The 23,343-nt window shown below is 48.9% G+C and carries 19 protein-coding genes; 5 read left to right on the top strand and 14 right to left on the bottom strand.

Annotated features, from left to right (window positions below):
- The first annotated feature begins 16 nt into the window (after positions 1–16).
- Positions 17–916, top strand: coding sequence for an EamA family transporter (locus G3M78_09925; GenBank protein QPJ65693.1), 900 nt, complete (start codon positions 17–19; stop codon positions 914–916).
- Positions 917–927: 11 nt separating this feature from the next.
- Here the strand turns inward: G3M78_09925 and G3M78_09930 are convergent, their stop codons facing one another.
- Positions 928–2,538, bottom strand: a complete 1,611-nt coding sequence (locus tag G3M78_09930) for a Rieske 2Fe-2S domain-containing protein (GenBank protein ID QPJ65694.1) — start codon at positions 2,536–2,538, stop codon at positions 928–930.
- Positions 2,539–2,807: 269 nt separating this feature from the next.
- Between G3M78_09930 and G3M78_09935 the strand changes: the two genes are divergently transcribed.
- Complete coding sequence (locus tag G3M78_09935) at positions 2,808–5,606, top strand: peptidase M16 (protein QPJ65695.1); 2,799 nt, start codon at positions 2,808–2,810, stop codon at positions 5,604–5,606.
- A complete protein-coding gene (locus tag G3M78_09940; protein ID QPJ65696.1) occupies positions 5,603–7,147 on the top strand; it encodes a hypothetical protein in 1,545 nt (514 codons plus the stop codon). Before G3M78_09935 ends, G3M78_09940 begins: the two co-directional genes overlap by 4 nt.
- A gap of 4 nt (positions 7,148–7,151) precedes the next feature.
- Here the strand turns inward: G3M78_09940 and G3M78_09945 are convergent, their stop codons facing one another.
- The 11 genes from G3M78_09945 to G3M78_09995 all read right to left on the bottom strand — a co-directional run bounded on the left by G3M78_09945 (position 7,152) and on the right by G3M78_09995 (position 19,624).
- Entirely contained in the window at positions 7,152–7,769 is a 618-nt protein-coding gene (locus G3M78_09945; GenBank protein QPJ65697.1) for a tetratricopeptide repeat protein, read from the bottom strand.
- Positions 7,770–8,077: 308 nt separating this feature from the next.
- Positions 8,078–8,413 (bottom strand): P-II family nitrogen regulator, encoded by a 336-nt coding sequence (locus tag G3M78_09950; GenBank protein ID QPJ65698.1) that lies wholly within the window; start codon positions 8,411–8,413, stop codon positions 8,078–8,080.
- 30 nt (positions 8,414–8,443) lie between these two features.
- A complete protein-coding gene (locus tag G3M78_09955; protein QPJ65699.1) occupies positions 8,444–11,695 on the bottom strand; it encodes a DUF2309 domain-containing protein in 3,252 nt (1,083 codons plus the stop codon).
- Between the two features lie 46 nt (positions 11,696–11,741).
- The gene (locus G3M78_09960; protein ID QPJ65700.1) at positions 11,742–12,980 is read right to left on the bottom strand and encodes a hypothetical protein; all 1,239 of its coding nucleotides are present in this window, start codon (positions 12,978–12,980) and stop codon (positions 11,742–11,744) included.
- Positions 12,981–12,999: 19 nt separating this feature from the next.
- Complete coding sequence (locus G3M78_09965; protein ID QPJ65701.1) at positions 13,000–14,694, bottom strand: NADH-quinone oxidoreductase subunit L; 1,695 nt, start codon at positions 14,692–14,694, stop codon at positions 13,000–13,002.
- A gap of 301 nt (positions 14,695–14,995) precedes the next feature.
- On the bottom strand, positions 14,996–15,301 hold the full coding sequence (locus tag G3M78_09970) for a MarR family transcriptional regulator (GenBank protein ID QPJ65702.1): 306 nt from the start codon (positions 15,299–15,301) through the stop codon (positions 14,996–14,998).
- Positions 15,302–15,750: 449 nt separating this feature from the next.
- On the bottom strand, positions 15,751–16,218 hold the full coding sequence (locus tag G3M78_09975) for a cytochrome c (protein ID QPJ65703.1): 468 nt from the start codon (positions 16,216–16,218) through the stop codon (positions 15,751–15,753).
- Between the two features lie 13 nt (positions 16,219–16,231).
- Positions 16,232–17,266 (bottom strand): formylglycine-generating enzyme family protein, encoded by a 1,035-nt coding sequence (locus G3M78_09980; GenBank protein QPJ65704.1) that lies wholly within the window; start codon positions 17,264–17,266, stop codon positions 16,232–16,234.
- Positions 17,267–17,292: 26 nt separating this feature from the next.
- Positions 17,293–18,108, bottom strand: coding sequence for a formylglycine-generating enzyme family protein (locus G3M78_09985; GenBank protein ID QPJ65705.1), 816 nt, complete (start codon positions 18,106–18,108; stop codon positions 17,293–17,295).
- On the bottom strand, positions 18,105–18,410 hold the full coding sequence (locus G3M78_09990; protein QPJ65706.1) for a hypothetical protein: 306 nt from the start codon (positions 18,408–18,410) through the stop codon (positions 18,105–18,107). The genes G3M78_09985 and G3M78_09990 overlap by 4 nt, the downstream gene beginning before the upstream one ends.
- Before the next feature lie 173 nt (positions 18,411–18,583).
- On the bottom strand, positions 18,584–19,624 hold the full coding sequence (locus tag G3M78_09995) for a formylglycine-generating enzyme family protein (protein ID QPJ65707.1): 1,041 nt from the start codon (positions 19,622–19,624) through the stop codon (positions 18,584–18,586).
- Between the two features lie 127 nt (positions 19,625–19,751).
- Here G3M78_09995 and G3M78_10000 point away from each other — a divergent pair, with 127 nt between their 5' ends.
- Both G3M78_10000 and tatA read left to right on the top strand, forming a co-directional pair.
- Positions 19,752–20,678: a MerR family transcriptional regulator gene (locus G3M78_10000; protein ID QPJ65708.1), complete on the top strand. Its 927-nt coding sequence runs from the start codon at positions 19,752–19,754 to the stop codon at positions 20,676–20,678.
- Between the two features lie 353 nt (positions 20,679–21,031).
- Positions 21,032–21,388 carry a twin-arginine translocase TatA/TatE family subunit gene (tatA, locus tag G3M78_10005; protein QPJ65709.1) on the top strand — a complete coding sequence of 119 codons (357 nt, stop codon included), beginning with the start codon at positions 21,032–21,034 and terminating at the stop codon, positions 21,386–21,388.
- Positions 21,389–21,476: 88 nt separating this feature from the next.
- Here tatA and G3M78_10010 read toward each other — a convergent pair whose 3' ends face one another.
- Positions 21,477–21,809 (bottom strand): hypothetical protein, encoded by a 333-nt coding sequence (locus G3M78_10010; GenBank protein QPJ65710.1) that lies wholly within the window; start codon positions 21,807–21,809, stop codon positions 21,477–21,479.
- Between the two features lie 82 nt (positions 21,810–21,891).
- Positions 21,892–23,325 (bottom strand): NADH-quinone oxidoreductase subunit N, encoded by a 1,434-nt coding sequence (locus G3M78_10015; protein ID QPJ65711.1) that lies wholly within the window; start codon positions 23,323–23,325, stop codon positions 21,892–21,894.
- Positions 23,326–23,343 lie beyond the last annotated feature (18 nt).

Consider the following 23,343-nt stretch of genomic DNA (forward strand, 5'->3'; position numbering starts at 1 on the left):
CGATAACAGGATTCTTTTGTCCCTCGTCAACATCAGCCTCATTCTTATTTCCTGCCTGTTCCACGCCTATTGGAATATTCTCACACGTTCCAGCGCAGACTCCCGGTTTTTTTCCGCCTTGAAAGGGAGCTGGATCATTCTCATGGCGTCGGTATTCTTTCTGATATTCGGGGTGGAAGGTTACAGCGCTGAATTGTGGGGCTGGGCTATTCTGTCGGGCGTTTTGCACGGACTGTATATTTTTTGTCTGTCGAGAGCCTATCATACCGAAGATATTTCCTATGTGTACCCGATCGCACGATCGGCTCCGGTCTTCGTTCCCGTGGGGGCTTTTTTTCTGCTGGGCGAAAGACTGAGCGTTTTCGAGTGGATCGCCGTTTTGATGATTGTCGTCGCTATCTATGTGTTGCATTTTGACGGGCATCTTATAAAGGGCGCGGTCAATTTATGGAACGCGATGCGGCACCAGCATTTGCGCTGGGCGTATTTCACCCTGATCATGGTCGTGTCTTATTCCCTTGTTGACAAAAAAGGGATGGATCATTTTCTTCAGCTGTTCCCGGAAGACGGTCTGCGCAATGGAGTGGCGTTTTTCTTTCTGGAATCGCTGGTGTGTTTCGCTTTGTATAATTCCTATTTATTTCTAAGTTTCAATCGAAGCGATATTCTGCAGGTCTGGAAAGGCGAGTGGCGCAAGGGGATTCTGGGCGGGATAGCGACTTTGGGATCTTATGGGGTGATTTGCATCGTCCTGCAATTTGAAGATGTGAGCGCGGTGGTTTCCCTGCGCCAGATCAGCGTTTTTCTGGTCATTTATTGGGGGTGCTGGATCAATAATGAAGGCTTTGGCGCAAAACGCATGCTTGCGGGCGCTTTGATCTTTATTGGCGTCGCCCTCATGAGTCTGGAACACTGAGCGCGAAGCGTTCAGTCTCTTATGCCGCCGAATGGGATTCCTGAAAGATCGGCGATCTCTTTTTTCCAGGTCACCAAATCGTCGATGGAGAATTCGCTCAGAGAACGATGCCCGCAGGCTCGGGCCATGACCTGCATCAATTCCACCGAGGCCTGAAAAAAATTGCTCAGACGCTGAGCCGATTCTTCGATCACGATTCGGCGTCTCAGGTGTTCCTTTTGAGTGGCGATACCCACCGGGCAATTATTGGTGTGGCAGGCTCTCATGCCGATACAGCCAATCGCCTGTAACGCCGAGTTAGAGAGCGCAACCGCGTCCGCCCCAAGCGCAAGGGCTTTGATGAAATCCGCTGGAACCCGAAGTCCGCCGGTGATGATGAGAGTGACGTCCCTGCGTTCCAATGTATCCAGATGTCGCCGCGCGCGCGCCAAAGCTGGAATGGTGGGGACGGAAATATTGTCGCGGAACAACAGCGGAGCCGCGCCCGTCCCACCGCCTCGACCGTCGAGGATGATGTAGTCCACGCCCACTTCAAGAGCGGCGTCGATATCTTTTTCTATATGTTGCGCAGACAGTTTATAGCCGATGGGAATGCCTCCGGTTTCTTCCCTCACTTTTTGCGCGAACTCTTTGATGGGTTCGATCGAGTCCCAGTCTGGAAATCGCGGGGGCGATACCGCCGCTTCGCCTTCTTTCAAGCCGCGAACCGTGGCGATTTTTCCTTTAACTTTTTCGCCTGGTAGATGGCCTCCTGTTCCGGTTTTAGCTCCCTGACCGCCTTTGAAATGGAAGGCCTGGACGTCTTTCAGTTTGTCCATTGAGAAACCGAATCGCGCCGACGCCAGTTCATAAAAGTATCGACTGTTGGCTTTTTGTTCTTCGGGAAGCATTCCTCCCTCGCCGCTACAGATTCCGGTTCCCGCCTTTTCGGCTCCGAGGGCGAGCGATATTTTCGCTTCTTCAGAGAGGGCGCCAAAGCTCATGTCGGAGACAATCAGGGGAATATCCAGCCGGAGCGGTTTTTTAGCGCCGGGGCCGACGACGACCTCTGTGTTTACCGATTCGTCCTCAAGCAAAGGCATGGAGGCTAATTGCGCGGTGACGAATTGAATGTCGTCCCATTTGGGAAGCTCCTGCCCCGGAACGCCCATCGCCGCCATTGGGCCATGATGTCCCAACTTCGACAAAGCATTTTTGGCTAGTTGCTGAATGAAACTGGTATGCGGTTCATCTTCGGTTCCTTCGTGATCTGCGTATAGGCCCTGATACTCGTCCCGAGCGTAGGCCTGCGGATGATCCACCTCCCAAGCAGTGATCTCCTCTTCGTCAAGATAGACGCCGCCGTCTTCGACCCATGCATTGAATTTGGGCAATTGCTCTTCGTTGTTATATTCGCTGATTCCGGTATCGCATCTGAAATCCCAGTAATGAACGCCGCAGATCAGATTGTCGCCTTTAATGAAACCGTCCGCCAGCAATGCGCCGCGATGAGGACAGCGACCATAAAAAGCGGATACTTCTGAGTCGCAACGAAAAACCACGAGATCGACATTCGCGACGAGCGCATAAACGGGTTTACGGTCTTCTAAATCCTTCCACTCGGCGACTCTGATTTTTTTCATTGGAGACTCCAGTTCTCATTAATGAGGAATGACAAGGCGTTCGATTCGTCTGAAAGACAATCGCTGCTTCTCTTCGCATCAAATTAATTAAAACATTTTAATGAGGCTTCACGCTAAAATCGACCTTAATTTCGTATTCATTTTTTGAAAAGCTCTTCCTGACGCTGTTATAATTTTAGCTAAGGTGAGAATTTGCTCCGGGCTGTTGACCAACCTGCCGGGTTAATAATTTATGGAGGTGTTTTGTGCAAAGACAAAAAGTTTTTAGTGTGACCAGATTTTTATTCGTCCTTTGGATCATTTTACTGCTTGGGACGGCTCACGCCTCTGAGAGAAAAACACAGACCTTCAAATTGGACAACGGTCTGGAAGCCCTTTTGGTTTTTGATCCCGAGGTGCATAGAAGCGCGGCGGCATTGGGAGTCGGCACGGGCATGTTGTACGACCCGGAAGATAAACAAGGTCTGGCGCATTATCTGGAGCATATGCTTTTTCTGGGCACCAAAAAATTTCCCGTGGTTGGATCGTATAAGGAATACCTGGACGCGAACTCGGGAGCGAGCAACGCCTACACCTCTTCGGATGTGACCAATTATTTCTTTGAAGTCTCGCACGATGCGTTCGAAGGCGCGCTGGATCGTTTCAGCGATTTTTTCAAGTCTCCCCTGTTTGATGAAAAATATTCAGAGCGGGAAGTCAACGCTGTGAGTAGCGAACATGATAAAAACCAGAGGAGCGACGGCTGGCGTTTGTCCCGAGTGCAAAATATGATGGTGGAGCCGGGACACCCTCTTGCTAAATTTGGAACAGGAAACAAGGAAACCCTTGCGGGCGATAACGGACCCGCCTTGCGCGCGTTCTTTAAGAAATATTATGCGGCGTCGAATATGCGCCTGGCCTTGATTTCGAATATTCCTTTGCCGCAACAGGAATCGCTGGCGCGCAAGTATTTTGAGGGAATCGAGGATCGGCCTGTTGTTCTGCCGGAAGTCAGCCCGGATTACCGCAAACCTCTCAAGGACAAGTATCGCCTTTTAAAAGTGAAGTCCATTAAAGACCTGCGTTCTTTATCAGTCGAGTTTCCTACCATTCGTTTGTCCGAGCATCTTGAGAGCAAGCCTGCAAGCATTGTCGGATCGGTGATCGGTTATGAAGGCAAGGGTTCCTTATTGTCCAAGTTGAAAGAAGAAGGTTTGGCTCTGGGTTTGAGCGCGGGAGGCGGCAACAGCCATCCAAACATCAACTCGTTTGAAGTCGGCGTGTCTCTGACGCCCAAGGGAGCCGAAGAGTACGAAACGGTTCTTGAGCGAATCTTCGCTTATTTTGAAATGTTGAGAGCGCAGGGAATGCAGGAGTACACCTATCGCGAAAACGAGGCGATGGCGGAAATCAATTTCAAGTACAAGGACCCTGACGAGGGAATGGGTTTCGTCGCCGGGCAGGCCGCTCTCATGTTCGATTACAAACTCGACGAAGTGGAGACCCTGCCGTTCCTGTTCAAGAAGTACGATCCCGAAGCCTATCAAGCTTTACTGGAGACCTTGAGGCCTGAGAATGCGATGGTGACTTTGCAGACCAATTCGCTGGAAACCGATCAGGTTGAAAAATACTACGGAGCAGAATATTCGATGCAACAGGTTGGCGGCCCAGCATTTCAACGTTTGAAGAACCCGGCCAAGGTCGAGGGCATTGCTTATCCCGAAAAGAATGATTTCATTCCCTACAATCTGGAGAAAGTTGAAGAAGAGCCGCATCTGGTCTGGGACGATGAGATGGGGCGAGTCTGGTTCAAATTTGATAACCGCTTCAAACAGCCGAAGGTGTTTTTAAGTTTTCGCATTGAAACGCCGCTGGTGTACGACACGGTCGATCATTTAATGACCGCGAAGATGTACGACATGGCGATTCATGAAGGTCTCAATGAACTGGTTTATCCCATCCAGATGGCGGGACTTTCCTATGGTCTGGGCCTGACTAAAAAGGGCATCAACCTGTCGATTGGCGGCTATTCGGAACGCGTCGAAGACCTGCTTGCCCTGATCACCAAAAATTTGAAGACGATAAAAATCGACGAGCAAAAATTCAATGATCTGAAGGAAGTGTTGTTGCGCGATCTGGATAACAGGAAGCTGGGACAGTCCTACGCGCGCGGCGGTTATTACGGCGCATTGCTCTGGTTGAAAAAACATTACACCGAAGAGCAGAAAATCGAGGCCTTGCAGAAAGTGACTTATGAGGTTCTCAAGCGCTATGCGGGGAAAGTCTATGAACGAATTCATCTGACGGGAATGGCCCACGGCAACTGGAACGACGCGAAGGTGCGACAAAGCGTCGGGATTTTGTTGAAGGAACTGGGCGGCAAAGCGCTCCCTGAGAAGGACCGCTTTAAAATCGAAGTCGAGCGCATGAAACCGGCCCAGACGGTGGTTTTCAGCAAGCAGGTTCTCGATAACAACAATTCGATTTCCTATCATATGCCGATGGGCGATAAATCCATCGAACTGCAGGCGGTCGCTTCATTGATCTCTTCGATCATTAAAAGCGATTTCTATACGCAGATGCGAACCAACCAGCAACTCGGTTATATCGTCTGGAGTTTCGACCAGAGGATGGAAGACCAGCAGTTTTTAAAATTCATCATTCAATCGGCAACCTACAGTCCGTTTGAACTGCAGACAAGAGTCGAAGCCTGGATGAAAGAGTCTGGGAAAATTTTTGACAGCCTGACGGATGAAGAGTTTGAGAAGCACCGCGCCGGTCAGATCATTTCTCTGGAAAAGCAGGGCGATAGCATTGGCGAAGTGTTGGAAGACTTGTTCTATCTGGCGACGGAAGAGGACGCTGATTTTCAATTTAAGAAGCGACTCATCGCGGCGGTTGAGAAAGTGAAACGCGAAGACGTTGTTGCTATGGCAAAAAAGTTGCTGACGACTGAAGATTCAGGTCGCTTGGCGATTTTGATGCGTTCCAGCGAGTTTCAGGGATCGGTTCCTGATGGAGTCATTTCTGATGTGGACTCATTCAAAGTGTCCGCGCTCAACGAGGCTTCCGCCAACGCGCATCGATGAGTCTGTTCTCGTTTTTTAAACGCGGCGCCCGACTGGTCAAGTTGGGCAAAGCTGTTCATGACTGGAAGCGCTCCGATGAGGGCGACGCAAAGGACCGGGCCAGGAGTTACCTGATCGAACTGCTCGGCGCTTCTCGCGGCGCGTCTGCAAAGGTGGGGCAATTCCTGACCATGGGCGCTGAAGACAAGTCCGAGCGGAGCGTTCTCAATAATTCGATTCAGCCGATGGCGCTGGGAGAGATTCTGGACATTCTGGAAAAATCATACGGTCGGGAGTATGAAGAATTGTTTGCGTCTCTCAGCGAGGAGGGTCTGCCCGCTTCTCTTGGGCAGGTGCATCGCGGCCGCTTGAAGGATGGGCGCGAGGTGGCGATCAAAGTGCAGTATCCCGAGATCGCCCAAACCGTGGAAAGCGAAATAGATTGGATGGGCTGGCTTCCCAAAGCCGGGCCGATCGCCAAGTGGGGATTTCGACTTGAAGGCTATCGCGATGCTTTCTGGGACAATCTTTCAGAAGAATTGAATTATCTGAAAGAAGCGGAGCAACAGCAGGAATACGCGCGACTGGCGCAGGACGTTCCTGGTATGGTCGTTCCGCAAGTTCTGATGGACTTGTGCCGACCGCGAGTTCTGGTTCAATCCTACGAAGAAGGATTCGACATTGAACAGGCGGAGAAGATGACCGGAGCGCAACGCGAAGCGATGGGACGTCTCCTGCTCAAGCATTATTTCCACATGCTCTTCGTTTGCGGATTTGTGCACGCCGACCCGAATCCCGGAAATTTTGCCTTTCGTAAATTAGGCAATCGCGGATTCGCTTTGGTCCTGTACGACTACGGTTCCATCCTGAAAATTCCTCTTGCCGAGCGTTTGGTTCTTCTGCGGATCATTCTGGCTCTGCGTCATCATGAAAAACTGTCCCCTGTAGCGTGCCTCGCTGAATTGGGGTTTGATTCGGATAAGTTGAGAGACCTGAATCCGCTACTGCCGGCATTGCTCAGCGTGTTGTTCGAACCCTTCAATGTCGATGGCCCTTACAATGTGGATGACTGGAAAATCAGTCCGCGCTTCGACCAGATCGCGGGAGAATTGAAGTGGTGGTTTCGTTCTGCGGCTCCGCCTCAGTTGATTTATCTGATGCGCGTTCTGCATGGCTTGACCACGCATCTGTGGCGTTTGAAGGTCGATCTGCCCTGGCGCTATCTACTCGATCAGACCTGCTCCAGCCTCTATCCCGCCGCAATGCAACTGATCTTGCCCGAAAATCCCTCTGCTACGGATGCAAGGGGATTCGACGGTTTGTCGCGTTATCTTAAAATTGATGTGGAAAAACCCAACGGCAATAAGGTGAAGCTGATCATGCCGGCGCGCGTCGCAGATGAACTGGAGGAGGTGATCGACCCGCCTGTGTTGGAATCGATTCGACGTCAGAAATTCGATCTGGAAGGAATTCAGGAGCGCTTGAGAAAATCGGGCTTTGCGCCGCAGGAAGTATTTTCTTTAAAAGATACGGAACGGTCGGTGCGCGTGTGGCTGGAGTGAGAGCTTAGTTCTGCAGAGCGCTTTTTAAAATTTCGAGGTTGCGTTGCGCTTCCTCCATTTTCGGATCTAGTTTCAAAGCGCGTTCAAAATTCTGAATCGCCTCTTGCGTGCGTTTCTGCGTCTTGTATAAAATTCCCAGATTGTTGTAAGCGTCGGCGTGCTGGTCATTGAGGTGGATCGCTTCCTTGTAGGCTTCTTCAGCCTCCTTAAATTTGCTCTCAATGAAATAAAGATTGCCGAGATTGCTAAAGGGATAAGAAAAACTGGGATCCACTTCCGAGGCTTTTTTAAATTCAGCGAAGGCTTCCTTCATTTTCCCCTCTGTCGCCAGAACGCTTCCGAGTAAATTATGCAGTCCCGAGCCGATGCGAATATCGTCTCCAGACGCCTCAATCCCCGTCAATGCGAGTTTCTTGGCCTTGGCGTATTCCTTGTCGGTCAAGGCCTGGGTCGCCTGATCGAGATAATCTTTGGCGCTCAAGCCCTCCTGCACGGTCGGTTTTTCACTGACTTTCGATTGCTGGAGAGCGCGTGATTTTCCTTCCCTGTATAAATACACGCCGATGAATAAAATGGCGGCGGAAATACCCGCCCAGATCACCTGCTGACTGCCGTCGTCCATAGAAACATCACCAATGAAATAAAAATATTTTATAGAAAAGATGGTATGAAACTATCCAGGATCAATCAAGCATATTCCTTTCGCCTTGTAATCAATTCGCGAAATCTATTTTTTAGCTATAAATAAGGAAAGGGGTGTTTCCGTTGTTTTCAGTCACAGATCAAGGCGCTGCGCTGAGGGTAAAATTTGCAAGGGTTACTGTGCAACTAAGACCGTGCTGGCGCCAAAGCTAATTATGGGCGATAGATCTCTCGGTGAAAGAGGGTGGTTGAATCGGGTATCAATACGATAATGCTTACAAGGAACATCTAGGATTCTTCTGAATCAAAATGATCTCGTCGCAGTACACTAGACTCTGAGACAAAAAGACTGCCGGAGTGTCGTTCCAGAAAGGGTTTGAGACCCGAGAGTATCGGGTTCAGTTTTCCCTCAGGGACAACGGTGATGATCATCTGCAAGCTACTCGTGTCATTGAACATCAGATGTCCTTCGTGGAATCCGTGATGGCCTTTGCCTGAGATATCGTTGAAAATCGTATATCCGCTGGCTTTGATTCGATCTAGAACATCGGTTACAAAATGAAGATGTTCTCCTTCGACAATGATTTTTATTTCCTTCATTGGGTGAAGTTGCATAGTACTCATGGTGTGTCAATCCTCCTCGGTAAGGTGGAATCAGTTAACAGCTTGCCAATTATCTGGTGATTTGTAGAGGTGAAATTCCATCGTGACAGGATCCAGGGCGACAATATGGATCCATTGATTTTTAGTCAATCGTTGTAAGATATCATGACGGACAATGATGGACGAAATTATTTCTAATGGAGCCTCGATAATAGTGAATAATCGCATGGGTTCATGGTAGGGCCTCTCGCCATCAAGAACCGTTTGGGTTGGAAGTCCGACGCAGAGGTCGCTTTGGGAACCGTACATGACTCCCAGACGTCCAACTATATTGTGATAGACCTTGCTACCGCTTCCATAGACCATGGGATCAACGGTTGAGAAATAATGCTCCATGTTGATCCAATTGCCGACGATCACCGGAGCGGTCATGATGATTTCCAAATAGCGTCCTTTGGGATCTTGTGAATGATCGTAGGAATGTAAAAACGCCCGGCCTTCCAGATCCATCCCTTGCGTCAATGAGCGTCGACCGACAATGAAGGTCGAATGACGGGACAGTCCCCACTCGGGGCGCACCTGAGACCAATCCACGCTTCGTTGTTTCGTCCTCGACAATGCTTTGACGGTTCCATTTGTGATCGGCTCGTCTGGAAATCGAGTCAACCGCTCTCTGCTATTCTTTTCTCCGGCTTCATGGAGGTCTCGTTGTAGTCTGAGCAAGTCTTTGCGATGCGTGGCGGGAACTTCTTCCAGATCAAAAAGCTGAACTTCATCGGTTGTCGTATCATGTTGTCCGGGCAGGAAATGTGTGTCCGCTGGTATCACCAGACCCTTCTGGGCGAGCGCCTGTCGGACTTGCGCTTTGTTGGCCATGACGGCGAGGGCGCGGGCATTCGAGATTCCATGATTCCCACCACAGGCTCCACAATCCAGAGCAGATTCATAGGGGTTGTTGTCCGAACTGCTACCGTGCGCGCAGAACAAGACGAGCCTGGAAAATGATTTGGTGAATCCTAAAATCCTCAGCGCCATTTCCACAAAATGGGCTTGTTCAACGACCGTAAAACCGGTTTGTGTGATGCGATGCATTCTGCGTGAGATGTCGCGTTGATGCAGGTGGTAGTCCTCTCTGAGGACTCGAATAAATTGTTCGAGGTCGGCTTCGCTCCACTCCAGCAATCGATACAACTCTTCATTTTCATTGTCGGTGGGTAGAATTTGAGTCACCGTCAGTTTGCGCAAGCGTTCAACCTGGTCGTGAGAAACGGCGGCGCCTTTCTGGTCGTATTGTTCGATCAACAGTCGGTATATGGTTGCGCGATGCTGAGACGCAACCATTTCGAGAGCTTCGTCCCGCTGGATTTTGTCGACAGTCAAGGTTGTGCTGATGGGGACGACCAGACACTTTTTCATCCAGGACATGGCGTTCTTGAACCACTCGGGTTTCAAGGTTTGTCCGAATAGTTTGAATCCAAAGAACCAGCCAATCGCTTCGACCATGATATAGGGCGTGATCGCGTTTTCCTTCAAATCATAGAGCAGGGTATGACCTGTCTTGGCGAGATGATGTCGTTCCAAAAATCTTTCTGCGGCCTCGCCCTGATAAGCGCGCGGAATTTCCTTGACGATGTGTTTGGGATTGAGAAGGACGGGGCACTGGTCGGTTGGTAGTTCGCTGGTATATCCCTGGTAGCAAATTGGCACGCCAAAAAAACCGGCGAAGCCAAAGGTTTCATTTCCGCCAACCTCTTCAAGTCGCCTTCTGAAACCTTCGGAGCGGACATCGATGCAAAATATCGCCTGAGCCAGAGGACGAGATACCGGGACTTGCTCTTCGGGAAGGTCGCTCTTTCCCAATTTCTGCAGGTTTGGCGAAAGATGCTTCACAAAGCCTTTCAGATAGCTGGATTCAAAGGCCTTGAGCCAGGTGGGTCCGTGTTGTGATTCCGGGAATTGGTCGACCCATTCCAGCAAACTATCCAATGCTTCAGGAGCGCTTTCCAAAAAATCCTGGAGGGGAATATCCAGTGATCGAGAAAGTTGCAAGACGATCAAAGCCTGGACATCCGTTTCTTGCTGTTGTCTGATTTCTTCCCAGCTGGATATCAATTCTGAATCGCACTGATCGAGCGCATCGATACTCAGTGGGTTCTGAACGAACAGGGATGCGTCCAGGCGACCCGACATTTCGTCTGGCAGACCTCGCATATGGTATTCCTTATGGAGTCCATAACCAACGGCGTGCTGGGTCATGTAAGATTGTATCGAAGTATAACTCCCGTCAATTGCGAGTTTGTCCTGGCAAGCCAGGGCGGTCAATTCACGTTCATAAAAAAGTCGGACAGCCATGTACATGACAAGGTCAATAGGAAAGGCGCGTTGCCATTCATAATCCAGTTGCTCGGCGCGCCATTTGATGAATCCCGCCCATCCTGACAGTTGCGCCAGCTGTAAAGTGAAATAGTCGTGCCACAAGGCTTTGGGAATCGCCAATAGAGACAGGCTTTCGAGCACCGCATCTTCTGGGCGATTCGGCAAATTATGAATTTTGCTCTTCCAGTCCGGAATGCCGAGTAATGTGCCGGATGCATCTTCCAGGACCAATTCTTTCCACACGTTGTAAAAATTTTTCTTGCGAAAGGGCATGGTCCAGGGAGCGTGTCCTTCATCGAGAAAGCCGCCGCACCATTTGATGAGCTCGCCGTTAATTTGATCCTGTACCTTTGTCCCGAGCGTCTGGTCGCACCATTCCCCAAGGGTGTACTGTACGGCCAGCTCTACTTGATCGCGACTGGCATAACTTCTCAATGATTCCCTGCGGGCTTTGCATTTCGGCAAGCCTTGAATTTTTTCGGAGAGCGTTTTAGCGTCGGATGGGCTGAGCGATTGTTGCAAAATCGCTGAGCTGACATCGGTCGCTATTTTTCCTGTGCCGTGAATGAGAAGACTCCGCAAGACTTCCTGACGAGAGAGTTTTCGAGAGCCGATATTAAGGGTCTCATTCTGCGCGCCATTTTTTATCGCGTCACTGATCGATTCTTCAGTAATGCGGCCTTCTTTGTAGTAATTCCGGTATTCGCTGTTTGGGAGATGACCGCGGCCGCCAAAAAACCGTTTTCCCATCTTTACCGCTTCATCAAAGGACAGATGTTCCAGTCCATGAAGCGGATTGTGGTGGATAAAGGTTTTCATTGGCCAAAAATGCGAGATGGGTTCGCCCGCCAGATTGACGAGCGAAGACAATTCCATCCGCTCGAAATCATTTGGCGCAACCCGTTCTTTAGTTTCGAGCATAGACATGGCTTGGGATCGCTGACCTCCTCAAGGGGTTAAACGCATGGGCGCATTAGTGGACGAGTCCACTGTAGACGGCGCCTATTAGTAAGGATGATAGCGCGACAACTTCGACAACCCTTAAATCAGTATAGGGCACGTCAACGCGCGCAGTTCCGAAGGCGGTTTGATGAAGCATTTGTGAAAAATACCAGCTGCCGCCTAACCATACTGCAAGAAACAGGAACAAAATCATGATCAGAGCGGACCCTTTTACGGCAAGGGTCGGCATAACGGTCAATCCTGAAAACGTAGGAATCAAGGGCATGAACATGGCAAAACTGACAAACAGAATCACAGCCATTCCAAAGCGAGGCATTGGAGTGGCGAGCCCCGGAAGCTTGCCAAGAATTTGCCAGCCATAACGCTGTCGAATCAACGAAAACGCGAGGCAGAGGCCGCCCATCACAAACGCTACGGAAATACCAAAAGGAACTCCCCAGATCGGAAAGTTAGGGAATACGTTGAGCAGTCCCCAGACAAGGGCGGAATGGGCTACGGTGGCCGATGCAATGAACAGATTGTATTGTTGCTGTCCGAGGCAGGATAAAGACGCTCCGACCGCGCTTATCAAAGCCAGCAGGCTCAAAGTGAACAGAGTCTCCGTTGTGAGCGAGGAATAAATCATGTTCAGTTCAGCCAGACCTATGGACAACCACACGACGATCCAGAAACTCGCTTGAATTCCTTTTGCGCCTTCAATCACTTTCATGAATAGAATGTGAAGGGGGACTACGGGCAAGAATGTCAGCGCAAGGAACAGGCTTGCATAGACGCTCATGGACTGGGGACCGAAGACGGACGCCAAAGACAGAATAATTGCCAGGGCGCTATGGAGAAGAGCCATTGTGGATCGGGCGTTGCGATGATTATCACGAATCAACGGGACTGCAACGTAAGCCAGAAGGCTGATAAGAAACAGCCTGCCGACAAGCCCCTGGTTCAGTAAAATACCGAGAGCCAGGCCGAGCGTAATGAGGGCGGAAGCGCAAAGAGCTGGAGCTTGTTCCGTATCCTCCTGACTGAGAAAAACGCAAAATGCGGAAAGAAGGGCCGCCCCGGCCAAAAACAGATTTGTTGCATCTGTTGCATGAACGGATTGAATGTATATTACCCCCCCAGCAATCGCTCCAATCGTGATCAATTCGATAGATCGAAGGGTAATAAACGGGATTTTTGCGACCTTCAACGCCATTCCCAAAGCGAGCGGAATCAGAGCGAGAAATACAGGAAGCGTGCTTTCAAAATTCATTATTAATACCGGTCATGTTTCAAAAACGATGAGCTACTTTTCTAGCCCACATTAAAAGGTTGTTGCCCAATCGAAGGTAAACAAGATCAACATAAAACCGGTTGATCGAAAGAATATAGAGTTGTTTCCGAATGGAAAGGAGCCAATTCATGATCCCTATTTTTTGCCCTCTGGCATTGGTGTAGAGAATAAACCAACCAAAAAGAATGAGCACGGTGGCCATCAGGATGAACGCATCAAACACTTGCGTATTGAGCGCCGCAGACAAGAAGAATCCGTTCGCCACGCCCGGCTCCGGGTACAGAAAATGGGTGAAGACTTCGCCGGCCCACAGATAGATGAATCCGATGAAAAACAAAACGCCGATCATTGCGCTGGCAATTTTCCAGCTAGCCACCGCATGAAGGCGATAGAGACTGAACATGGCTTGAGAAGCCGTCACCCAGGCGAAGAAAAGAAAGATGACCGTGCCATTACCTTCTTGCAGGGGAACATTGAGCATATCGTGCGCCACCATGAGAATAATCAGCGGCATGATCAAAGTGACGATGATTCCTGTGGCCCAGGTCAATTGCGTGGCAGGCCGGACGGCTTCATGTGCGGATGCGAGCGGGCGCTTCGGCTCGTCTCGCGCGGCATGGATGCCTTGTCCCGCTCCTAAAAACAAGGTCGCTTTGAAAAGTCCGTGCGCAATCAAATGAAAGATAGCCAGGGCAAAGGCGCCAAGTCCACACTCCATAATCATGTAGCCCATTTGCCCCATCGTGGAAAAGCCCAGGGTTTTCTTGATGTCATTTTGCGCCAACATCATGGCGGCTCCGAGAAGAACGGTGAGGGCGCCCACGACAAAAATGATGTGAAGCGTCATTGGCGATAGCGAATAGAAAGGGGCCAGCCGGTTCAGCAAAAAACCGCCCGCGTTGATGATTCCCGCGTGCATGAGAGCCGAAACCGGGGTGGGCGAATCCATGGTGTCGGGCAACCACACATGTAAAGGAAATTGCGCCGATTTGGCCATCGCGCCAACAAAAATGAAGAGGGCGATTACAGGAACGGCGCTGACATCGAATGCGTTTCCCGGTAACAACGAAATCATTTGAGGTTGTTGGGCGGCGACTTGGAAAAGTTCTGTGAATTCCAGCGTACCGAAATATTTATAGGTCAGAAAGAGTCCGAAGAGAAAACATACATCTCCCACGCGATGAACGAAGAAGGTTTTGAACGCATTCTGACAGGCGGGTGCATGTGAATAATTAAAGGCGAGTATAAGGTAGAGCGCCCAGCTTAATAACTGCCAAAACACAAACAGCATGAATAGGTTTGGGCTGGAAACGAGCGAAAGAATCACAAAGGTCATGAAGCTCAAGAGCGCGTAAAACCGGACATAGCCCGAGTCGCCTTCTAAATACCGAATCGAATAGATATGAATGATGGCGCTGACGCTTGTGATCAACAGCATCATGACGGCGGTGAGGCGATCGATCAGCATGCCAAACTTGAATATGGCGTCGCTTTCGGAATTTAACGGCCAGAGCAGGATATGGATGGGGCCTTCGGCGCTAACATGATAGAGAACCCATACAGAAAGAAGGAAGGAACAGGTCGTTGCAATCACTCCAACCCGGGCAACTTGGGGGAGCATGCGGTCGCCATAGACTCGAATGAAGATTCCCGCCAGAAGCGGAAAGATCAGAATAAGAATTGGAAGGGTCATGATGTTACTTTGGCCATTCTCCAATTCAAGCTCTGTATCTCCCTGAAAGCTTTTTTGGATTCAACGATTGAAAGTGTTGAAGGCTTGATGAGACGCCTGTTGCCGATTTCCATTACTTGAAATCGTAATTCACGCGAGGGCGACATCAGACGTCCTCTTGTTGTGAAGATACTGGGATGCATGCGTTGCATGGATTTCCTAATAGATATTCGTAATGAAAACGCCAGATGATTAGCGCGATCATTCCTTGTTATTTGTTATCCCGCGAGCGGGTCTTGGTTTCCTTTTTGTTGCAGGTTATTCAGCCGTTGATCAAATCGATCAGGTCGCTTATCCGGCGATGTTTTTCAATTTCATGTCGCAGGAATTTTCGACTGAACACCTTGTACACATTCCTTCTTCCGTCCCGCACATGCTCCAGATAATCCTCAGCTTCCAACTCGGAGATAATGCGCTGGACGGCGCGTTCCGTAATGCCAACCGTATCAGCAATGTCGCGGATGCGCTCCGACGGGTTTTTAGCCAGACATAACAGCACATGCGCATGGTTCGTTAAAAAAGTCCACGATGGGGTCGTTGATTTTTTGATCTTCGCTTTAGTAGCCATCGCAGATTTTGTTAAAACGATACCATTGCTGATTGTTCAGATACGCGCTGTGAAAAACAGGAATCATAATACATGTTATAAAATTCATATGTCAATCAATTGATGAGATTTTTTTTAACTATAAAGTTCCAGTGCATTTGGATGTCAATCGCCTTCTGTTGCATCATTTTCTTAGAATCCAATTCTTTTTTTCCATACATTGAAGAAATATAATACTCTTTTCGCGCATAAGTTCCCCGGCGCCCTTGCTTCCGTCTTTTATTGTGGGCTTCCATTTGGGAAGATGTTCGCAGTAGGTTTGATCTTTTTTGAAGGCAGATTCTCCCTTGCCTTTTGAATCTTCAAACTCCGCATAATTTTTTTCTATTACGCAGCTGGGTAGAAAATATAAACTCATTATAATTATGCAATGGCATATGAAGTTTTTTGTCATGGTTTACGCTGTTTCGTTAGGATCCCTGTTTCGCGAGCGAACGAATGTATTGGATCAATTGCCAAATTTTTTCATCTGAAAAATGTTTATAGGGCGGCATGGACGTGCCTTCGGATCCGTTTTTGATAATCCAGTAGAGTTGCCCGTCCGAAATTTTTTTCATGGTTGATTCGCAAGTGAAGTTTCTGGGTTTTGGAGCCATGTTCGGAGACATCGCCCCCATACCATCCCCGTTCATCCCATGACAATGTTTGCAGGCAATCGGTTTCGCTTTGACGTGGGCGAGTACCTTTCCTTTTCTCAGGTTTCTCGGTTCGTTTCTTAACGGACTTGTTTTTTTCAAGACGTCCGACGGAGCGGTTTTGGTGCTCCTTGACTGGGGGCAATTTTCTATCGGCTTCAAGTCTTCACTCACAGCCGTACCAGGAATGATCGCCAGAGCTGTCCCGATAAACACAATTGATAAAATGTTGAGAATTCTCATGTCCGCGTCTCCATTATGATTGCTTCTTGATGAGCTCAAGTGTTTTCCGGTATTCAGCGTTTTGTGAATCCAGTTCGATCGCTTGTTTGATGGACGCTTCCGCTTCTTTAAATTTTTCAGCGCCCATATGGATGAGAGCGTCCATGTAGAATGAGCGCGCCTGATTTGCAGGGCTGGCTTCTGCATTACGTGCGCAGCGAAAACCCAAACCCACTCCATAAGAGTTATTTGTCGGATTGTTCCAGAATCTGTGCGTGGTGGTGATGCTTTGGGCCGGGGCGTACCAGGAGCCGCCGCGAATTACTTTTTTGGCGCTCGCCTGAGCTTTCAAATCAATCTGCGGTCCCTTTGGATTTTTGACGTCGTCCCTTCGTTTGTAATAGTTTGGATCGTACCAATCGTTGACCCATTCAAATACATTTCCCGCCATATTGAAGACGCCGTAATAGCTCTTTCCCTTGTCATAGGCCTTGATAGGCGTTGTTATTTTATGATCTCCTTTTTCGCCTCTGGCAAAATTGGCGTTTTCGTATTGCAGATCATTGCCCCAGGGGTAAATGGATCCCGCCGGGCCGCGCGCGGCTTTCTCCCACTCCGCTTCAGTCGGAAGGCGTTTGTTTGCCCAGTGGCAATAGGCCGATGCGTCGTACCAGTTGACGCCGGTCACGGGCTGATCCGGCTGGTTCAATTCGTGATGGTCCCAATAGGCCGGAGCGGCGTAATCTGTGGCGATGATGAATTCGGTGTATTGCGCGTTGGATATCTCGTAAATGTCAAGATAGTAGGAGTCCAGATAGATCATGCGAGCGGGACTTTCATCGCTGAAGGGTTGTGCCAAAGCATGGGTTTTCGCAACGCCGGAAGCTGTGGGATTTTTCGATGTGATTTGATCAACGCCGCGCACGAAACCTCCTGCGTTGATTAAAACCATATCTTCGGAATCAAGCGTTTGCGAGCCGGCCATTGAAGGTATCGCCAGCGCCGTGAAAAGGATTAGAGCCTTTAAAATGGAAATCTTCTTTGGAACATTCTTGAATTGTTTTTTCATGATTTCCTCATTGGGTGTCGTGAGTTTCAGTCTGGATCGCGCGCGCAACGAAAACCGATGCCGTCTGTTTTCAGAGCAAACCCGCCTTTGCCGCGTGATGCAGTTCGCAAGTCGGACTTTAAGCTGTGCCAGGAGCCGCCTTTAATGACTTTCAGAATTCCTTGTTCAGGTCCTTGCGGATTTTTATCGGGGCCGCTCAGATAATAATCTGCTGAATACCAGTCATTCACCCATTCCCGAACGTTTCCAGCCATGTCATGCACCTGAAAGGGAGACGCTGATTCAGGCGACGATCCTGTCTTCCATAAAGTTCTCACTCCATCCCAGTTTCTGTGAAAGTTGACCAACTCTGCCGCCGGTTCAGCTTTCCCCCAGGGATAGATTGAACCGGATGAACCGCGCGCCGCTTTTTCCCATTCCGCTTCCGTCGGTAAACGTTTTCCAGCCCAACGGCAATAATCCACTGCGTCGTACCAGGTCACCTGAACGATGGGAAGGTTTTCCACGCCTGCTTCTTCAGATAGCAAGCCATCGCTGTAGGGGTTGAGAGGTTCTTTGCGTTGGGTGTCCTGAATGAACTTTAAATATCTCTGATTGCTCACTTCATGTACGTCTATGGCGTAGGCGTCCAGATAGACGCTTCGTTGAACCCTTTCATCCGCTCTGCCTTCGCCAGACCTGCTCCCCATCAGAAAATTGCCGGCGGGAATTTTTACCATTGCGACGGAATCCTTTTCGATTGGCTTCTCGGGCATCGCGTAGGCGTTGAATCCAGGCCCTACACAAAGGGTGATGAGGCTCGATAGAAAAAACGTTTTGACTAGAGGAAACGTATTTTTCATTTTTTAGGCTCCTGACTTTCTGTAATTATTTTTTGAGAGATATCTGTGATTTTATCTATCAGTTTTCGGGCTCGATCATAGTCCCCTTGTTCTTCGGCATCGTAGGCCTGGCTCAACAGAAAACGGGCTTCATGCAGATTTGTCTCCAGTTCTGTCTGAATGGAAGGAGATGCAAGCGTGCCTCCGAGAGCGGCGTGATGATAGGTTTCCCAGGCATGCTCTACCTGCAATCTGGCCTGTGCCGTTGCGCTCTTTGCCTTTGGACTGTTCAACTCTTCTGCGCTCAGGAGAGTTGGGCTCAAAAAAAGAAGGACGCAACATAATTTGATGATAGCTGCATTGCGATTTAGTTTGATTAAATGTAGTTGGCTGAGTAATGTCATGATGAATTCACAGAAAAGTTTATTGAATTTTGTAAATCAGGTTTAAGAGGAGGGGCGAGCCCCTCCTCCTGTTCACCCGATCCAATCAGAAGTTAGCGAATCTGCTTCTGAATCATGCCTTTCAAGTTCTGGTACTCTGCATTGTTTGCATCGTGCGCCAGAGCTTTTTCAATCGACTTCAAAGCCTGCGGATACTTTTCTGCTCCCATGTGGATCAAAGCGTCCATGTACAAGGTGCGGGCCTGAAGCATGGAATCGTTATCCACCGAACGGGCGCAACGAAATCCAAGACCGACTCCATAACTGTTGTTCATCGGATCATTCCAGAATCGGTGCGTGTTGGTGATGCTTTCTGCCGGCGCGTACCAGGATCCGCCTCGAATCACACGTTTTTTACCAATTGCAATACGATCCACATAGGTGCCTGTCGCGCTGAGGTAGGCTCCATCCTTGGGGCCTGTCGGGTTGACGGTTTCCCGTGTGTTCTTATAGAAATTGGGATCGTACCAGTCCTGAACCCATTCAAAGACATTTCCCGCCATGTTGTAAATTCCATAACCGCTCTTTCCTTCCGGATATTCAGTGACGTTTGCGGTGTGTTCATTCTTGCGTCCAAAATTGGCTTTGCTCGCGTCCACTTCATTTCCCCAGGGGTACATGAAGCCTTCCGGTCCGCGCGCCGCTTTTTCCCATTCCGCTTCCGTCGGCAGTCTTTTATTGGCCCAACTGCAAAATGCGGTTGCATCATTCCAGTTGACACCGCTCACCGGTTGCTCTGGTTTGTTGCGCAGGTGATCGTCCCAGTAGGCCGGAGCGGGATGGCCGGTCGCTTTCATGAATTCTGCGTATTGTTTGTTCGATGTCTCGTAGATATCCATGTAGAAAGGATCGAGAACGACGTTATGCGCAGGACCTTCATCGTGAAACGCATCGCGTGAAACGGCATACTTTAATTGTTTTGATTTGGACATTTTTTCAACGTCGGCGTGTACTTTCTTGTCGACTCCCATTAAGAAGGAGCCTCCAGGCACTAATGCCATGTCTCCTGCACTCGCCCATGCGAAGGATGAGCTCAATAATGCAGTCATTGCAAATGCCCCAATTCCCGTGGTGATTGATTTTTTGATTATCATGATCGCCTCAAATTTATAATGTTTGTATAATGTCTTTTAAAAGATTATATAATGTTTGGGTGAATGTCAAACGAATTTCGAATAAAAGTTTTGACAAACATTAATACTAGCTGATATTCTTGATTTTATGGATACTTACAAAATAGATCATGTGGCAAGACTGACGGGATTGACGAAGCATGTGATCCGCTCCTGGGAAAGACGTTTCGATTTATTGAAGCCTGAGAGAGGGGATAATCGCTATCGAATGTACTCCCAAACTGATGTGGACCTGCTTCTGTACATCAAGGATGAGATTGACAAAGGCTTTGCTATTGGCGAGTTGGCGAGCCTGGGGAGAGAACGTCTGTTAGAGCAAATGATAGCTAAGAAATCTCGTCCTGATAGACTGGCGGACAAGCCTCTGGATCGAATTCACGATATGCTCATTGCCAGTCTTGTGCCTTTCGACAAGGCAAAATTTATTCAGATCTTTAATGAAAGCGTAGCTTTACTTTCTTTCAATGAAGTTTTTTACAAAATCTTTTTGCCTTTGCAGAGAAAGGTCGGCGATCTATGGCATGAAGAGACAATTGGCGTTGCTCAGGAACATTTTGTATCGAACCTGATCCGCCAGAAATTTCTTTCCGTCTTGAATCACCTTCCCGTTTCCAATTACGGACCCAAGGTTGTGGTCTCTTGTTTGCCAGACGACAATCATGAGATCGGCGCCTGGATGGCGGCCTACCAATGCGCTATCAACGGCTGTCAGGTTTACTATCTCGGAGCAAACATGCCCGTCAAGGAACTGGGAGCCTTTTGCACCTTGATTCATCCCAATTTGGTGTTGTTGGCCTGCACGGGAATTACAACCGAGGCGGAAGCGAAACTGCTCGCAGAGAAGTATGAGCGATTGGTTCTTCCTGTATGTCCGGTATGGGCAGGCGGACGTTCGATGGACCTTTGGGGGCGTCAATTCATGGAAAAAGGCATCGACGTTTTGGATTCACTCCATATATTGGAAGATCGTTTAAAACGACTTTCTCATTTCCTGAATCTGGATCGAAGCAAGTAAGCGAAGCGTGGCTAATGTGTCTGGCGCTAATCCGGCTTTAGCTGTTTGTAACAGGCGCAACGGCGTCGGGCGACAGATTTTGCTTCTGAATTTATGGGAAAGTAATCATACAAAAATCTAACAGGATCATCATATAAAGCAAATATTCCGATGCCTTCGAAACTGCAACAGTTTCAATCACCTGAATCGTCCTATAGGGAATGTTTCCTAAAAAAAATGGTATTTATCCTTGTAATTAATGGTGCAAACCATATAAGATAAGACTTCTCAATAGGTTTTAGGGCAATATAAATATCCAAAAGCGGATTGGCCGCGCACAAAGTCCCTATACATTTTCCAGGAGGACATAGATTATGATGGGAATAGGGTTTCCTGAACTAATGATTATCCTGGTGATCATCATGATCATCTTTGGCGCGGGAAAACTGCCCGAAATCGGCAGCGCTTTTGGGCGTAGTATCAAGAATTTTAAATCCTCGATGAAGGACGCTCAGGAAGAAGATGCGCCTGCTACAGAGGCGGCTACGGCTCCTGAAATCAATGAGGCGGATTTGAGCGACGAAGAAAAAGAGGCTCTCGCTCGTAAAAAAGCCGAGGAAGAGGGCGCGGCTAAAGATCAAGCAATGCTTGACGAGGCGAAAGCCTTCACCGATTCATTACCGAAAAAAGGCGCCTACGATTACGCCAAGGATCAGGCGGATAAAGCCTGAACGAATACTAGAAGCGTTTAAAATATAAAACCCCCTGCCCACGATGGGCAGGGGGTTTTTTATTGCGCAGAAATTAACTCTAACGGCTTTATGATTCTTCGTTGGAGTCGTAGGACCAGGGTTCTTTCAGGTTATCTGTGGTCCAAACGGATAAACCGTCCATGTCCTTGTAGATACCCTGAGTGAAGAAATTGAAGGGGTCAAAGAAGCGAACTCCCTTTTGCTGGTCGATTTCAAAATTGACCTTGTCCGCCTGCAGTTCATTGGATTTGCATTCGAGAAACTTGTCAGGGTTGACCTTGGACAGCTTGAATATTTCTTCCACCTTGGCGGGATCCAGCTCTCCGCCTCCATCAAGAAGTTCCTTGACCACTCCCATAATGGTCCCGACTTCTTCCTGGGACAAATGGTGCATTTTCATAAGTATAACCTTCCCGAAAATTTGAGAGTCGCCTGATAGAAAAATTATACCGCAAATTCAGACGATGAAATGGAGAAAGTTTTTATTGCAGAGTGAATTGCAGGATAGATTCAGGAAACAGCCCCAACTCAATCGTTCCAAACACTGAAACCGCAACGACCAGCGCTGTTACTGGCCCAGGTTGCAAATTCAGCTCCCGCGTGGATTCCTTCATATACATGACGACGATGACCTTCAGGTAGTAATAGAATGAGATCACGCTGTTAAGAACGGCAATGACGACCAGCAGGACGTATCCCTCCTGTATAGCCGCGCTGAAAATATAGAATTTTGCGACGAAACCGGCAAAGGGTGGCATCCCGCCTAGCGACAACATGAAGATGGTCATACACAATGCCAGAACCGGTTTTTTGTAGCCCAGTCCCGCATAGTTTTCAATTTCCAGATTCTCTGAATTTTTCTCGCCAAACAGAATGACAATCCCGAAAACGCCAAAAATCATGAAAGCATAAGCCAGCATATAGAACAGGATCGCGGAACCGGCCATGGAATTTTTGACCACAACGGCGATCAACAGATAGCCGACATGCGAAACGCTGGAATAGGCGAGCAGACGTTTGATATTCGTTTGGACAATGGCGCCGATGTTGCCAAAAAACATAGTGATCACAGCGATCACGATCACCAGGGTTTCCCAGGATGGGCTCAGGGCCGGGACGGCTTCGGAAAAAACTCTGAAAAACGCCGCCAGCGCCGCCGCTTTGGGGCCGACCGCCATGAACGCGGTGACAGGCGTTGGAGCGCCTTCGTAAACGTCTGGCGCCCACATATGAAAGGGCACGGATGCAATCTTGAAACCAAAACCAATGATCAGTAAAACCACTCCCAACAGGAGCAGGGTCTCGGATGAAACGCCGCCAGAGCCGATGGCTTCGGCAATTAAATGCAGTTTTGTCGATCCTGTCGCGCCATATACCAGGGCCATGCCGTAGAGCAGGAATCCGGTCGCAAAAGCTCCTAACAGAAAGTATTTGAGAGCGGCTTCGTTGGACTTCACGTCATTTCTGCGTATACCAGCCAGTACGTAGAGACAGATTGATATCACCTCGATGCCGAGGAAAATCATGATCATATCGGTGGAGGACGCCAACAGAATCATACCCACCGTACAGAAAAGGATGAGTCCGTAATACTCGCCCATCCGAATTCCTTCTCTTTTGTTGTATTCGATAGAAAGCAGAATCGCCAGCGCCGAGCTCAAGGTGAAAATGATCGTAAAAAACACCGAGAGGTGGTCGACGGTGTATGCGCCCTCAAATGAGGTTACAGGCAGAGAAACCTTGGCGAATGCGGCGACGGATGCAACGAGCAGGCCGACCAGACTCACAAAGACCAGTAAGGTTTTATTTCGTCCGACCTTCAGGTCCAGCAACAGGACCATCATTCCAAAAAAACTCAGCGACAGGACGGGCGCCAGGCTGACTAGATCTATTTCGGGAGCAGCAATGGATTCCACTTAACGATTCCTTAATTC

This window comes from Candidatus Nitrohelix vancouverensis (genome assembly GCA_015698305.1).
GTDB lineage: Bacteria > Nitrospinota > Nitrospinia > Nitrospinales > VA-1 > Nitrohelix > Nitrohelix vancouverensis.

Bases quoted from the DNA above. Each gene is read 5' to 3' on its own strand.
- G3M78_09975 (QPJ65703.1), bottom strand. From the start codon at position 16,218: ATGAGAATTCTCAACATTTTATCAATTGTGTTTATCGGGACAGCTCTG.
- G3M78_09945 (QPJ65697.1), bottom strand. From the start codon at position 7,769: ATGGACGACGGCAGTCAGCAGGTGATCTGGGCGGGTATTTCCGCCGCC.
- G3M78_09960 (QPJ65700.1), bottom strand. From the start codon at position 12,980: ATGAATTTTGAAAGCACGCTTCCTGTATTTCTCGCTCTGATTCCGCTC.
- G3M78_09965 (QPJ65701.1), bottom strand. From the start codon at position 14,694: ATGACCCTTCCAATTCTTATTCTGATCTTTCCGCTTCTGGCGGGAATC.
- G3M78_09955 (QPJ65699.1), bottom strand. From the start codon at position 11,695: ATGTCTATGCTCGAAACTAAAGAACGGGTTGCGCCAAATGATTTCGAG.
- G3M78_10010 (QPJ65710.1), bottom strand. From the start codon at position 21,809: ATGAAAATGCACCATTTGTCCCAGGAAGAAGTCGGGACCATTATGGGA.
- G3M78_09995 (QPJ65707.1), bottom strand. From the start codon at position 19,624: ATGATAATCAAAAAATCAATCACCACGGGAATTGGGGCATTTGCAATG.
- G3M78_09930 (QPJ65694.1), bottom strand. From the start codon at position 2,538: ATGAAAAAAATCAGAGTCGCCGAGTGGAAGGATTTAGAAGACCGTAAA.
- G3M78_09940 (QPJ65696.1), top strand. From the start codon at position 5,603: ATGAGTCTGTTCTCGTTTTTTAAACGCGGCGCCCGACTGGTCAAGTTG.
- G3M78_09980 (QPJ65704.1), bottom strand. From the start codon at position 17,266: ATGAAAAAACAATTCAAGAATGTTCCAAAGAAGATTTCCATTTTAAAG.
- G3M78_09985 (QPJ65705.1), bottom strand. From the start codon at position 18,108: ATGAAAAATACGTTTCCTCTAGTCAAAACGTTTTTTCTATCGAGCCTC.
- G3M78_09950 (QPJ65698.1), bottom strand. From the start codon at position 8,413: ATGAGTACTATGCAACTTCACCCAATGAAGGAAATAAAAATCATTGTC.
- G3M78_10000 (QPJ65708.1), top strand. From the start codon at position 19,752: ATGGATACTTACAAAATAGATCATGTGGCAAGACTGACGGGATTGACG.
- G3M78_09970 (QPJ65702.1), bottom strand. From the start codon at position 15,301: ATGGCTACTAAAGCGAAGATCAAAAAATCAACGACCCCATCGTGGACT.
- tatA (QPJ65709.1), top strand. From the start codon at position 21,032: ATGATGGGAATAGGGTTTCCTGAACTAATGATTATCCTGGTGATCATC.